This is a genomic window from Salibacterium halotolerans (assembly GCF_900115625.1).
Classification (GTDB): domain Bacteria; phylum Bacillota; class Bacilli; order Bacillales; family Marinococcaceae; genus Salibacterium; species Salibacterium halotolerans.
This window is the reverse complement of sequence record NZ_FOXD01000002.1, coordinates 169,697-182,792: the sequence shown is the minus strand read 5'-3', so window position 1 is coordinate 182,792 and position 13,096 is coordinate 169,697. Positions and strand designations below refer to the sequence as shown.

Here is a 13,096-nt window from a genome sequence, read left to right as displayed (position 1 = left end):
CTTACTGGCCTCTTCCTATTTCAAGCGCTTTTAGCATCATGTTCTTCGACGCATTCAGTGATGTAATATTAGCCTGATAGGAACGGCTCGCCCCCATCATGTTCACCATCTCTTTCAGCGGATCCACATTGGGCATCTCCACGTATCCGTCCTCCCCGGCATCAGGATGCTCCGGGTTGTAAACCTGTTTGAACGGAGACTGGTCTTCCACAATGCCCGTTACTTCCGTTCCAGTTCCCACCTGCGGGTTTTTGCCGCTTCCCATCGCCTGCTGGAGATGGGAAGAAAAACCGGAGTCCGCCGAACTCATTGTTACCATTTTCCTGCGGTACGGTTCCCATTCTCCGTCGACGAGAGTTCCTCTGGTGGAATCGGCATTGGCTGTATTGGCCGAAGCAACATCCATCCGCAGGCGCTGGGCTGTCAGCCCTGAGGCTGCTGCATTCACTCCATCAAATAGTCCCACTATTCATTCCCTCCGATTTCATCAGCGGATTAATTCGAGCGTACCGCTGTTTTCAGACTGCTGAATTTACTGCTCAACCGATCCGTCAGTGCATTATAGTAAATCTGGTTTTTGGCCGAATCTGTCATTTCTTTGTCTATGTCGACATTATTGCCGTTATGGTTGTACATCGTAGATGCATCCCGGCTGACATAAATCGACTCGCTGCCGCCTCCAAAAGGAATATGTTTTTGATTGGTCTGCTGCGCTTGAAATTTGTCGTTTTGCACCGCTTCATTTAGGGTATGTTTAAAGTGGACGTTCTTAGCCTTGTAATTCGGCGTATCAACATTTGCAATATTGTCTGATATTGCCTTCTGCCGGGTGGCCGCACCTTTCAGACCCTGTTCCAGGTTGTGAAAAGTGGCTGAATCAAACAGTCCCATACACTACCTCCTTCCTCCTACTAAAGACCTTATTAAGCCTGAAATTTGCTTTGGTTTGTTTGTTCATGACATAACCTTACATTTTTTTCTATTGTTTGAGGACTTCCACCCAAATTGTATAAAAATATGTGACATTTGTCTAAGGGTGTTTTCATGGTTTTTCATTTCGATAAAAAAGGACCACCCCATTTTTTCCTATATAAATAGTTCTTTTATACTAAACAAAAACCACTGGTATCGTTTTCATTTCTAAGACCTTTACCCCCCTGTTCAATATAGTGAAAGGCCTGCCGTGCTTTCGTTCACTTTGATTGTCGTTTTCGTTTTCTCTAAAAAGAGCAGCAGCTTACATAGGTCAATCTTATTGATTTATGAAAACATGAAAAAACCCGCTGCTTCACACGAAGCAGCGGGTGCCGTCATTATTCGGTTCTAACTGTTTGCTTTCAGCTTTTCGAGTTCATAGAGAAATTTGTCGTTCAGTACTTTAATGTACGTTCCTTTCATTCCGAGGGAACGCGATTCAATGACTCCCGCGCTCTCAAGCTTCCGGAGAGCGTTCACGATCACAGAGCGGGTAATACCGACTCTGTCTGCAATCTTGCTCGCGACGAGCAATCCTTCTTTTCCTTCCAGTTCTTCAAAGATGTGCTCCACTGCTTCCAGCTCACTGTATGAAAGGGAGCTGATCGCCATTTGAACGACCGCTTTACTGCGGGCTTCTTCTTCAATTTCCTGTGTTTTTTCGTGGAGAATCTCCATGCCTACCACGGTAGCCCCGTATTCCGCCAGAATAAGATCATCATCATCAAAGTGTTCGTTTAAACGCGCCAGTACAAGCGTGCCAAGACGCTGCCCGCCACCGTTAATCGGAACGACCGTCGTCAGCCCGGAAGCAAACAGTTCCTTGTTCTCTACCGGGAAAGCAGTGTAGTCACTGTCTATCGTGAGGTTAGGAGACGTTTCATCTATTTTGAACAAACCAGACGTATACTCCTCCGGAAACTGTCGTTCTTCCAGCATTCTTTTCATCCGGTCGTTTTCAATCTCCTGTTTAATTGCATAGCCGAGCAGTTTGCCGCGGCGGCTTACAACGAACACATTGGAGCTGATAATATCGCGGAGTGTTTCCGCCATATCTTTAAAGTTAACATGGTCCCCTGCCGTTTTTTGCAGCATGTCATTAATCTTGCGGCTTTTTGATAACAAATCCATCTGTGACTCCTCCTGTTTATCTCTTATAAAATATATCGGCTCATATCTCTGTTCTTTGCAATCGAAGCGAGTTTTTCTTCCACATAATCCGAGGTAATCGTCACCGTTTCCATCATAATATCCGGTGCCTCAAATGATAAATCTTCAAGCAGGCGCTCCAGCAGTGTGTGCAGTCTGCGTGCCCCGATATTTTCTGTATGCTGGTTCACATCCTGCGCCATCTCCGCAATCTTGTGTACAGCTTCGTCAGAAAATTCAACATTTATACCTTCGGTGTTTAAGAGCGCCTGGTACTGTTTTATCAGAGCCTGATCCGGTTCCTGCAGAATCCGGATAAAATCATCCGCTCCGAGGTTATCAAGTTCCACTCGGATCGGAAAACGTCCCTGAAGTTCAGGAATCAGATCGGACGGTTTCGACGTATGAAAAGCGCCGGCACTGATAAACAGAATGTGGTCGGTTTTCACTGTTCCGTACTTGGTGGATACGGCCGATCCCTCGACAATCGGGAGAATATCCCGCTGAACGCCTTCCCGGGACACATCAGCACTGGACTGCTGATTACCGGCGACTTTGTCGATTTCATCTATGAACACCATACCCAGCTGTTCTGCTTTCGAAACAGCAATCTGCCCCACCTCATCCATATCAATGAGCTGCTGGGCTTCCTGCTCCTCAAGCACCGGTCGTGCCTCTTTTACTGTCAGCCGCCTTTTTTTCTTGTTTTTAGGCATCATACTGCCGAGCATTTCCTGCATGTTCATGCCCATCTGTTCCATACCGGACCCTTGAAACATATCAGACATGCCCCGTCCCTGTTCTTCCACTTCGATGGTAACCATGTGATCTTCCAATTCACCCATAGCAAGCTGATGTTCCATGCGGCGCCGCTTTCCAGCGATGTCCTGATCTTCTTGTGTTTCTTCTTTTGTTTCTTCCTGATTCTGCTGCTGAAAGAGCATTTCAAAAGGGTTTTTGCTCTGCTGCTGCTTCTTTTTTTCCGGAACGAGCAGTTTTACAAGACGCTTCTCTGCTTCGCGTGCGGCTTCATTTTTTACTTCCTCCATCTTTTCCTCTTTAACGAGCCGGGCCGACGTTTCTACAAGATCCCGGATCATGGATTCGACGTCACGGCCCACGTATCCGACTTCGGTGAATTTTGTCGCTTCCACTTTCACAAAAGGAGCCCCGGCCAGCTTGGCCAGTCTTCTCGCAATTTCGGTTTTACCGACTCCGGTCGGTCCGATCATGAGAATGTTTTTCGGCGTGATTTCATCCTGCAGACTTTCCTCCAGCATGCTTCTCCGGTATCTGTTGCGAAGCGCTACCGCGACGGACCGCTTCGCCTGGTTCTGACCGATAATGTACTGATCGAGGATCTCCACAATTTTTTTCGGTGTCAGCGGGGTGTTCATCACTCATCCGCCCTTTCCTTTATTCGATTTCTTCTACAACCAGCTGGTCATTTGTAAACACACAGATGTCGCCGGCGGTTTTCAGGGAAGCTTCCGCCATGTCTTTAGCTTCCATATGGGGAGCATGCTGCTTGAGTGCACGTCCCGCGGCAAGCGCATAATTTCCTCCCGAGCCAATCGCAATCAGACCGTCATCCGGTTCAATAACTTCACCGGTGCCGGCCACCAGGAGAAGGGTATCTTTATCCATCACGACGAGCATAGCTTCCAGCCGGCGGAGTGTTTTGTCACTGCGCCATTCTTTGGCAAGTTCCACGGCAGCTCGCTGCAGTTGGCCGTTCCACTGTTCGAGCCTGCTTTCAAACATGTCAAACAGGGTAAACGCATCCGCAACCGACCCTGCAAACCCGGCAAGTACCCGGTCATGATAAATTTTCCTGACTTTTCGTGCGGTCTTCTTCATGACAACCGCCTGCCCGAATGTCACCTGTCCATCTCCGGCCATTGCGGCTTTTCCATTATGATGAACGGCAAATATCGTTGTAGCATGAAACGATGACTCCATGGTTTTATCCTCCATTCTTTTCCGAGCGTGGGTGGGCATTGTTGTACACGTCCCGGAGCCGGTCCTTTGTTACATGAGTGTAAATCTGCGTTGTGGAAAGGTTCGCATGTCCCAGGAGCTGCTGCACACTGCGCAGATCCGCTCCCTGATTCAATAGATGAGTCGCGAACGTATGACGCAGATCATGGGGAGACAATTGCAGCGTAGCTGATACATCTTTCACCCGTTTGTTCACGATATAACGTATCCCCCGGTCTGTAAGCGGCGTCCCTTTATTGTTCAGAAACAAAACAGAGGTATCCCCGCCGTTTTTCTGAACGAGGCGCCGCCTTGCATGCCGGCGGTAATGATCAAGCGCCTCCATCGCAAAACTCCCGACAGGTACATATCGTTCTCTGTCGCCTTTTCCGTGCACAAGAATAGTGCCAAGGTCTTCATCAAGATGCTGTTCTTCCAGCCGACACATCTCACTGACGCGCAGTCCTGTGGCATACAGCAGTTCAAAAAGGGCCAGATCGCGCTGGTCAAGATCTTTTTCAATATCAAAGGAATCAAGCAGCGCCTCCAGCTCTTTCTCATACAAAAACCTGGGCAGTTTTTTCTGTTTTTTCGGCAGACTGGAGGACGCAAATGGATTTGTCTCCATCTGTCCTTCTTTTTTAACATACCTGTAAAACGTGCGCAGAACGGAAATTTTCCGGGCAGCGCTGCTGCGCCCGTACTGCTCGTCAAAGAGACGTGTTAAATACAGGCGCGCAACGTTCATGTCCACGTCCAGGGGATTCTGGATACCTTCCGTCTGTAAAAAACGGAAATAGTCCTCCAGATCTTTTCGGTACGCATCAATCGTCAAAGAAGATGCGTTTTTCTCCACCTGAAGATATTGCAGAAATGTATCATTCCAGTATTTCCATTCTTCTTTCATGTTTGTCACCTCACGCACAAAAGCTCTTAAATTCTAACATAGACCCTGCACCCGTTCAAGGAAGTTAATTATTTTTTCATAAAATTCTGACGAGGGCCGGTTGTTTTTATGTGAAGGAAACATAGGAAAACCCCCTTTTGTAAAAAAGGGGATTCCTTTTTGTCGTTAGTTCGGTTCTTCTTTGTAGTCGCAGTTGGTGCACTGGACATGTACTCCTTTTTTCGTCTTTTTCTCGACGAGCATGGAGTTACATTTCGGACAGGGCCGGGAAATGGGTTTATCCCAGGAAATGAAGTCACATTCGGGATAGCGGTCACAGCCGTAAAATTTCCGCTGCTTTTTGCTTTTGCGCTCGACGACATTCCCTTCTTTACACTTGGGACAGTCGACTCCGATTTCTTTTACAATGGCTTTTGTGTTACGGCACTCCGGAAAGTTTGAGCATGCCATGAATTTACCGTAACGCCCCATTTTATAGACCATGGGACTTCCGCAATTTTCACAGTCCTCTCCGGCCGGTTCGTCACGGATTTCCACTTCTTCCATTTCCTCTTCCGCGACTTTCAGCCGTTTCTCGAAATCCTGGTAGAATTCATCGATGATTTCAATCCAATTCTGACGTCCCTCTTCAATATAGTCAAGGTCATTCTCCATTTTCGCGGTAAATTCAACATCCAGAATTTCCGGAAAGAATTCAACGATCAAATCAAGAACAATTTCTCCAAGTTCCGTCGGTACAAACCGTTTTTCTTCGAGAGCGACATAGTTGCGCCGCTGAATTGTATCCAGTGTCGGTGCATAGGTCGACGGTCTGCCGATTCCCATTTCTTCCATCGTCCGCACCAGTCGTGCTTCCGTGTAACGCGGAGGCGGCTGTGTGAAGTGCTGGTTTTCCGAAAGTTCCTGTTCCTGCACCTGCTCTCCTTCTTTAAGGTCCGGAAGAAAGGTGTCTTTTTCTTTCTTTCCGTCGTCGCTGCCTTCGACATACACTTTCATAAAGCCCTGAAATTTAACCTTGGAGCCATTCGCGCGGAAGATAACCCCGTTGTTATCCATATCCACTGACATCGTGTCCATGACAGCGGGCGCCATCTGACTCGCCATCAGACGTTCCCAGATCAGTTTGTACAGCCTGTACTGATCCCGGCTCAGATGGGATTTTACGCTTTTTGGATCGTTGCTGATTGTTGTCGGCCTTACGGCTTCATGGGCGTCCTGGGCGTTGGAATTCTGCGAAGGCTGTTTTTGGTTCGTTCCCAGGTATTCTTTCCCGTATTGTTCTTCAATATACGCTTTCGCATCTTCTTTTGCCGTGTTGGATACCCTGGTTGAATCGGTCCGCATGTACGTGATAAGCCCAATGGTACCCGCTTTGCCGAGATCGACTCCTTCATACAGCTGCTGGGCAATCATCATCGTTTTCTTGGCGCGGAAATTCAGTTTCCGGGCTGCTTCCTGCTGTAGGAGCGACGTTGTAAACGGCTGTACGGGGTTACGCTTTCTTTCCTTTTTCGTAACCTTTTGAATCGTGAAGGAATCGTCGATCATCCGGCTTCGTACCTGGTCTACATCTTCTTTGGAGCGCAGTTCCTGCTTTTTGCCGTCCACGCCGTAAAACTTCGCCTCAAAAGCGTCTTTTCCGCGTTGAAACGACCCTTCGATACTCCAGTATTCTTCCGGTACAAAGCTTTGAATCTCTTTTTCCCGGTCGATTATCATTTTTACCGCGATGGACTGGACGCGGCCGGCGCTTAATCCCTTCTTCACTTTTTTCCATAGAAGCGGACTGATATTGTATCCGACGAGCCTGTCCAGAACCCGGCGGGCCTGCTGGGCGTCAACGAGATCCATATTAATTTTGCGGGGTTCCTTGAAAGCATCTTTGATCGCTGACTTTGTGATTTCATTAAAAACAACCCGGCACTCCGATTCCGGATCTATATTAAGGCTGTAGGCCAGATGCCAGGCAATGGCTTCCCCTTCCCGGTCGGGGTCTGCAGCCAGATACACTTTCTTTACTTTTTTCGCCGCTGCTTTCAGTTCCTTCAGAATCGGGCCTTTTCCCCGGATCGTTATATACTTTGGATCAAAATTACTCTCTGAATACACTCCCATCTGGCTTTTCGGTAAATCCCTGACATGTCCCATCGACGCTTTCACTGTATATTTTTTCCCAAGATATTTGCTGATCGTTTTCGCCTTAGCGGGAGATTCCACGATTACTAAATAATCTGCCATATCTCTTGTTTCCTCCCCCTTTTTGCTGCTTTTCGATTTTCCATATTATCAACCAGTGTCCTGTGCTTTGTCAAATCTTTAACATATTATGGTGCCGCTTTTATTCGTCTGCCGTACGTAACCTGTCTATTCATTCTTTCTCCGCTAATTAGTAAAACTATCTTTTGTTTTGGGAAACAAATCACAATCATTTTTTCACAGTTTATGTGCCGTGTCCACCCAAAATGTCTATGTTCCTTTCTTTCCTCGTCATTCAGGATCCAGAAGGTCATCGGCACTCATCACCGGCGCAGCTCCTTCTTTAATAAGCTGGTTCGTTCCGGCAGACATCGGGGAAAATATCGATCCGGGCAGCACTTTCACGTCCCGGCCCTGTTCCAGAGCCTGGTAGGCGGTAATAAGAGAACCACTGCGGGAGGCGGCTTCGGTTATAAATACCGCATCAGACAAGCCGCTGATAATACGGTTCCGCATCGGAAACTGCCATTTTCTCGGCGGGGTGTCCGGCGCAAATTCACTCAGCAGCAGATGATGGCGGGAAAGGTGGTGGAATAAAGCTGTATTCTCCCGGGGATAAATATGATCAAACCCGGCGCCCAAAACAGCTATTGCTACTCCTTTTTTACGGATCGTTAATTTGTGGGCAGCAGCATCTGTGCCGGCAGCTAAGCCGCTGATAATAACCGTACCGCGTTCCATAACAGGCGGGAGCAGTTCTTCAAGAGCTTCCATACCATAGGAAGTAAGCTTTCTTGTTCCTACGACAGCAAGACTCTTTTCGCTGTGAAGCAGATTGGTTCTGCCTTTGGCATAGATCACCCATGGGGGATCATATATGTGGCGGAGTCGTTCCGGGTATTCTTCCATGAAAGGTGTCAGAATTTCAATGCCTTTTTCTCTATAAAAAGCGGGGGTACGTTCAGTGGAATGAAGAAATCGGTGCAGTGCGGAAGCCTGAAGGGGCTGCAGATAAAGACATGAGGCGAGTTCAGTTGCAGAAAGGTGATAAGCCGTGGTGAATGTCGGATCGATGCCGTGAATGGCTGCTATTCTTTTCCATGTCATGTGGGGCGCTTCGTGCAATGTGAGAAGCCGTGTCGTTTCCGTAGGCATTCATCCTTCCAAAAAAAGGACGGGCTTGGTAAAAGCCCGCCCCGATTCTTTTACTATTGTGGATCGTGTGTCAGACACTTCTCAAACAGATTGTTCTGCTTCAAGGAAGAAATCAGTGTGTCTCCGATTTCAGCCGGTGTATCAGCTACATCAACCCCGCAGCTTTCAAGGGTTTTAATCTTTTCATCGGCTGTGCCTTTTCCGCCGGAGATGATGGCGCCGGCATGGCCCATTCTTTTTCCCGGAGGTGCGGTACGTCCGCCGATAAAGCCGACAACAGGCTTATCCATGTTATCTCTAATCCACTCTGCTGCTTCTTCTTCCGCGGTTCCACCAATTTCACCGATCATGATAACTGCTTTTGTGTCATCATCTTCATTGAATTCTTTTAGTACATCGATGAAGTTCGTTCCATTGACCGGGTCACCGCCGATGCCCACTGCTGTAGACTGGCCGACACCATTGGTGGAGAGCTGATGTACAGCTTCGTAGGTCAGTGTGCCTGAACGGGATACAACGCCGACATGACCTTTTTTATGAATATAGCCAGGCATAATTCCGATTTTGCATTCTTCCGGTGTGATAACCCCCGGGCAGTTCGGCCCGACCAAACGAGTTTTCTTGCCTTCCATAAAACGCTTCACATTCATCATATCACTAACCGGTATACCTTCAGTGATGCAGATTGCCAGATCCATTTCTTCATCCACCGCTTCAATAATGGCATCCGCCGCAAAAGCAGGTGGAACGTAAATGACGGTGGCATTGGCTCCGGTTTCAATTACTGCGTCATGGAGTGTATCAAATACCGGAACGCCTTCAATTTCGGTGCCGCCTTTCCCTGGTGTAACGCCTCCGACAATCTGTGTTCCATAGGCAAGCGCCTGCTGGGTATGAAACAAACCGGTTGAACCGGTAATGCCCTGTACAACAACTTTGGTATCTTTATCGATAAAGATGCTCATTTTGACTTCGTCCCGCCTTTCTATTGCACTTGAGATACGATTTTCTGTGCGCCGTCAGCCATGGAATCCGCTGCTGTTATATTCAGTCCGGATTCTTCCAGAATCTGCTTCCCGGTTTCCACGTTGGTGCCTTCAAGACGCACAACAAGTGGTATTTCAAGACCGATCTGCTTGGTTGCTTCCACAACACCATCAGCAATGACATCACATTTCATGATACCGCCGAAAATATTCACATAAATGCCTTTAACCTGGTCATCCTCGAGAATAATCTTAAAGGCTTCGGTTACTTTCTCTGCCGTCGCGCCGCCGCCGACATCGAGGAAGTTGGCCGGATCGCCGTTATAATACTTGATAATGTCCATCGTAGACATGGCAAGCCCCGCACCGTTGACCATGCAGCCAATATTGCCGTCGAGCGCAATATAGCTGAGATCAAATTTTGAAGCTTCGATTTCTTTTGGATCTTCTTCATCCAGATCGCGGTATTCCAGGATGTCTTTCTGGCGGTACAGCGCGTTGGAATCAAAATTCAGCTTCGCATCAAGTGCCATTACACTGCCGTCGCCTGTTGTTACAAGCGGATTGATTTCTGCGACAGAGCAGTCTTTTTCCATGTACACATTATACAGGCCAAGCATAAATTTAACTGCCTGCTTCAGGAGATCTTTCGGAATATTGATGTTAAAGGCGAGGCGGCGTGCCTGGTACGGCTGCATACCGACTGCCGGATCAATATATTCGCGGAAAATCTTTTCAGGGTTTTTTTCCGCTACTTCCTCAATCTCTGTTCCACCTTCTTCGGAGGCCATCATAACGACACGGGACGATGCACGGTCCATGACAAGTCCGACATAATATTCGCTTTGAATATCGGATCCTTCTTCAATGAAAAGCCGTTTTACTTCTTTTCCTTCCGGACCTGTCTGATGCGTGACAAGTGTCTTGCCCAGAAGTTCTTCGGCGTATGTACGCACCTCGTCGAGTGTCTTTGCAATTTTGACCCCGCCGGCTTTTCCGCGCCCGCCTGCATGGATCTGGGCTTTCACGACAGAAACTGCAGATCCGAGTTCTTTGGCAGCTTCCACTGCTTCGTCTGCGGAAAAGGCTACTTTTCCATTCGGTACGGCTACCCCGTATTCTCTGAGGAGCTCTTTTCCTTGATACTCATGAATATTCATGTTCTCTCCATCCTCCTAACGATTCGATACGAATACCCGCTTCAGGCCGGACCTTTCGGGAAAGGATATCAGGTGCCAGGCGCAGGCTGTATCAGCAGGCCATTGTTTCGCACGCACTTATTATCGTATAAAAAAACTCCGGCAAATTCAACAATTCGGCACGATTTTGTCGTGAACCGCTGTCATTTTTTCACCGGAACAATGAAAAATCCCGGGGCAGAACCACCGGGAGCAGACATAATACGGGATATTTCTTTATGGAGTATCATTATTTTCCATTTGTTTTTTTCGTCAGTCTTTTCCATAGTTCTTTTAACAGCGACAAGGAGCGGACTTCCGATGTGCTGCGGAAATATCCAAGTTCCTGTCCGGCTTCCATTTTATAGGACTTCTGTTTATCTTTCGATCGTCTTCGTTTCATGACAGGCTCCTTTTTTACGTATAGGGTGCCCGTTTCCCCTGTATTCTATGACGAAGAATGTTGATCGACCCTGTATAAAAAGGCAAACACTTCCGCCACGACTTCGTATAACTCAGGAGGAATCGATTGGTTAATCTCAAGCTGGGAGAGAAGTTCCACAAGCGAAGGATCTTCCTGCACGGGAATATTGTTATCCCTGGCGCGTTCGATAATTTCTTCGGCTACAAGTCCTTTTCCTTTCGCTTTCACGCTGGGGGCATGCTCCGACTGAGCCTGATAGCCAAGCGCCACAGCTGAAAGGCGGCTTTGTTTTTTATCTGTCATATCCGTACATCCACTCCTTCCCAGCCACTATAGGAAGAAGCCGGCGTTCTGCGCGCATGCTGTTCTTCATGTACCGATTTCCAGTGAACGGCGTTTAAGGTATAGTTTTGTTCTGCCAGCCGTTTTTCAAGGTAAGGCTGAAGCAGTTCCATCAGTTTATCCGGCTTCTGTGTTTCATTGTATACGTGGACGGTCACGCTGCGGTTCTGAATCTGCACGTCGGCGACGGTTTCCCCCAGATGCTCCATCTCCAGATAAAAAAGAATACGGCAGTGATCCGGATGAAGCGTGCCGTCCTGCTGCCTTTTCCCCTCCCATTGAATCGAGAGGTCGGTATGAAAACCGGCAAGAGAAAGGGGAATCTGTACAGCCGTCTGCTGAAACTGCCCCTGCTGCTCCTGCGAAAGAAGCTGCTGTCCGGAAATTTTGTGAAGCAGTGCCTCGGCTTGGTCGCGTACCGGCTGAGGAAGCGATGCCATATGCTGCAGAAGAGACTGTTTCAGATTTTCGGTGTTCATGCTCTCCAATTGACTTCCTGATGTTGCTGCAGTCTGCTGCGCGAGTCCGGATTCATGATGGAGGCCAAGCTGCTGCAGCAGCTGCATAAACTGACCCGCTGTCTGTGAAAAGCCCTGCGTTCCGCCTGCCCGTTCGTTGGCAAATGACCCCTGAAGCAGGACAGTCAATGCCTGATTTTCCGAGCTTCCTGACGTGCGCGCAAGTATGGTCTGCATCAACTGCTGCAACTGCTCCTGGGAAGCCTGTGGCGTCTGGACTCCCTGGGACTGTCCGCCTGCCTGCTGCATCAGCGACAGCAGCAGCTGCAGCTGCTGCCTGCCGGCTTCTCCTTCCGCCGGCGAAAACCGGGTCATTAACGTCTGAAACAGTTCTGCCGATTCCATCGCAGCAAAACTTCTCCCATTCCGGGCGGCAGCTGTCTCCGGCCATATCTCCTGGACCACACCCCGGTTCTCAGGCAGAAGAATCGTCTGTTTAAAAGCGGCCAGCCCTTCTGCGGTGTCCATCCCTGCCGGCATGACGCCTGCTTTGTGCAGAAGCGATACGGCTCCACTTTGTACAGACCCGGGCGCGTGCTCTGCTCCTGCGAGTTGAAAAAGACGCGCCAGCTGGTTCACTGCGTCACTACGGCCGGACTGGTTCATCATACCGGCTGATACCGTCTCCTGGACCGCCCCGGCGAGCTTTGATACGGCAGAGTCGCGGCTTCCTGAGAGTCCGGTTGCCTGAAGCTGCTGCAGACCGCTCTGAAGCTGCTGAATCTGGGTGCTCAGCGGCTTTCCATGTTCAGCCTGATACAGACTCTGGAACGTCTCCAAGGTGAGCGGGAAGCTCTTCTGGTTCATGGCGGAAAGAAGCTGTACGCCTTCCTGGTTCATCACACCCGCTTGTTTCAGCACGGCAGCACCCTGCCGGATCATTTCTTTGGAAAATGGAAGCTGTTCCTGCTGAAAGTGGCGGATCATCGATAAATTTGCTTTATTTTCTTCAAGCCCCAGCGCCTGAAGCACTTTCGCCGCACTACCCTGATCCGCAGCAGTGCTTTTCAACGCCTGCTGATCCGCTTCCAGCACTTGAAGTCTTGGAATGCCATCATTTTGGCTCACTTGAAAGAAATATCTCTGACCAGCATGGAGCGCCGCTTCCACCCTGGCCGTTACATTCATGCCCCCAAGGCGCAGAGCCGCTGTCTGATTGGGAAACAATTTGGTGATTTCTCCTTCAAACACCTGGCCTTTCGGAAGGGACAGAGTCGTCTGCCGGGATGCACTTTTTTTGGTTAAAGATGATGCCTGCAATTGTAATGGATCCATAACGTTCCACC

At 48.8% G+C, this 13,096-nt stretch carries 13 protein-coding genes; all 13 read right to left on the bottom strand.

The window, feature by feature from the left end; genetic code table 11:
- Position 1 precedes the first annotated feature (1 nt).
- On the bottom strand, positions 2–466 hold the full coding sequence (gene flgC / locus BM124_RS02260) for a flagellar basal body rod protein FlgC (protein WP_093335028.1): 465 nt from the start codon (positions 464–466) through the stop codon (positions 2–4).
- 29 nt (positions 467–495) lie between these two features.
- A complete protein-coding gene (gene flgB, locus BM124_RS02255; protein WP_093335027.1) occupies positions 496–891 on the bottom strand; it encodes a flagellar basal body rod protein FlgB in 396 nt (131 codons plus the stop codon).
- A gap of 432 nt (positions 892–1,323) precedes the next feature.
- On the bottom strand, positions 1,324–2,106 hold the full coding sequence (gene codY, locus BM124_RS02250; protein WP_093335026.1) for a GTP-sensing pleiotropic transcriptional regulator CodY: 783 nt from the start codon (positions 2,104–2,106) through the stop codon (positions 1,324–1,326).
- 23 nt (positions 2,107–2,129) lie between these two features.
- Complete coding sequence (hslU, locus tag BM124_RS02245) at positions 2,130–3,524, bottom strand: ATP-dependent protease ATPase subunit HslU (protein WP_244504202.1); 1,395 nt, start codon at positions 3,522–3,524, stop codon at positions 2,130–2,132.
- Positions 3,525–3,540: 16 nt separating this feature from the next.
- A complete protein-coding gene (gene hslV / locus BM124_RS02240; RefSeq protein WP_093335024.1) occupies positions 3,541–4,086 on the bottom strand; it encodes an ATP-dependent protease subunit HslV in 546 nt (181 codons plus the stop codon).
- A gap of 4 nt (positions 4,087–4,090) precedes the next feature.
- On the bottom strand, positions 4,091–5,011 hold the full coding sequence (gene xerC / locus BM124_RS02235; protein ID WP_093335023.1) for a tyrosine recombinase XerC: 921 nt from the start codon (positions 5,009–5,011) through the stop codon (positions 4,091–4,093).
- A 165-nt stretch (positions 5,012–5,176) separates the two neighbouring features.
- A complete protein-coding gene (gene topA / locus BM124_RS02230; protein WP_093335022.1) occupies positions 5,177–7,249 on the bottom strand; it encodes a type I DNA topoisomerase in 2,073 nt (690 codons plus the stop codon).
- A gap of 249 nt (positions 7,250–7,498) precedes the next feature.
- Positions 7,499–8,362, bottom strand: coding sequence for a DNA-processing protein DprA (gene dprA, locus BM124_RS02225; RefSeq protein WP_093335021.1), 864 nt, complete (start codon positions 8,360–8,362; stop codon positions 7,499–7,501).
- Positions 8,363–8,415: 53 nt separating this feature from the next.
- Positions 8,416–9,327, bottom strand: a complete 912-nt coding sequence (gene sucD / locus BM124_RS02220; RefSeq protein ID WP_093335020.1) for a succinate--CoA ligase subunit alpha — start codon at positions 9,325–9,327, stop codon at positions 8,416–8,418.
- A gap of 20 nt (positions 9,328–9,347) precedes the next feature.
- Entirely contained in the window at positions 9,348–10,508 is a 1,161-nt protein-coding gene (gene sucC / locus BM124_RS02215) for an ADP-forming succinate--CoA ligase subunit beta (protein WP_093335019.1), read from the bottom strand.
- A 268-nt stretch (positions 10,509–10,776) separates the two neighbouring features.
- Entirely contained in the window at positions 10,777–10,929 is a 153-nt protein-coding gene (locus tag BM124_RS18690; protein ID WP_170840913.1) for a hypothetical protein, read from the bottom strand.
- 45 nt (positions 10,930–10,974) lie between these two features.
- Complete coding sequence (locus tag BM124_RS02210) at positions 10,975–11,253, bottom strand: EscU/YscU/HrcU family type III secretion system export apparatus switch protein (protein WP_093335018.1); 279 nt, start codon at positions 11,251–11,253, stop codon at positions 10,975–10,977.
- Positions 11,250–13,085, bottom strand: coding sequence for a hypothetical protein (locus BM124_RS02205; protein ID WP_093335017.1), 1,836 nt, complete (start codon positions 13,083–13,085; stop codon positions 11,250–11,252). The genes BM124_RS02210 and BM124_RS02205 overlap by 4 nt, the downstream gene beginning before the upstream one ends.
- Positions 13,086–13,096 lie beyond the last annotated feature (11 nt).

What these genes read in the sequence shown, in the direction of transcription:
- flgB (WP_093335027.1), bottom strand. Translation starts at nt 891, where the DNA reads ATGGGACTGTTTGATTCAGCCACTTTTCACAACCTGGAACAGGGTCTG.
- codY (WP_093335026.1), bottom strand. Translation starts at nt 2,106, where the DNA reads ATGGATTTGTTATCAAAAAGCCGCAAGATTAATGACATGCTGCAAAAA.
- hslV (WP_093335024.1), bottom strand. Translation starts at nt 4,086, where the DNA reads ATGGAGTCATCGTTTCATGCTACAACGATATTTGCCGTTCATCATAAT.
- xerC (WP_093335023.1), bottom strand. Translation starts at nt 5,011, where the DNA reads ATGAAAGAAGAATGGAAATACTGGAATGATACATTTCTGCAATATCTT.
- topA (WP_093335022.1), bottom strand. Translation starts at nt 7,249, where the DNA reads ATGGCAGATTATTTAGTAATCGTGGAATCTCCCGCTAAGGCGAAAACG.
- dprA (WP_093335021.1), bottom strand. Translation starts at nt 8,362, where the DNA reads ATGCCTACGGAAACGACACGGCTTCTCACATTGCACGAAGCGCCCCAC.
- sucD (WP_093335020.1), bottom strand. Translation starts at nt 9,327, where the DNA reads ATGAGCATCTTTATCGATAAAGATACCAAAGTTGTTGTACAGGGCATT.
- sucC (WP_093335019.1), bottom strand. Translation starts at nt 10,508, where the DNA reads ATGAATATTCATGAGTATCAAGGAAAAGAGCTCCTCAGAGAATACGGG.
- BM124_RS18690 (WP_170840913.1), bottom strand. Translation starts at nt 10,929, where the DNA reads ATGAAACGAAGACGATCGAAAGATAAACAGAAGTCCTATAAAATGGAA.
- BM124_RS02210 (WP_093335018.1), bottom strand. Translation starts at nt 11,253, where the DNA reads ATGACAGATAAAAAACAAAGCCGCCTTTCAGCTGTGGCGCTTGGCTAT.
- BM124_RS02205 (WP_093335017.1), bottom strand. Translation starts at nt 13,085, where the DNA reads ATGGATCCATTACAATTGCAGGCATCATCTTTAACCAAAAAAAGTGCA.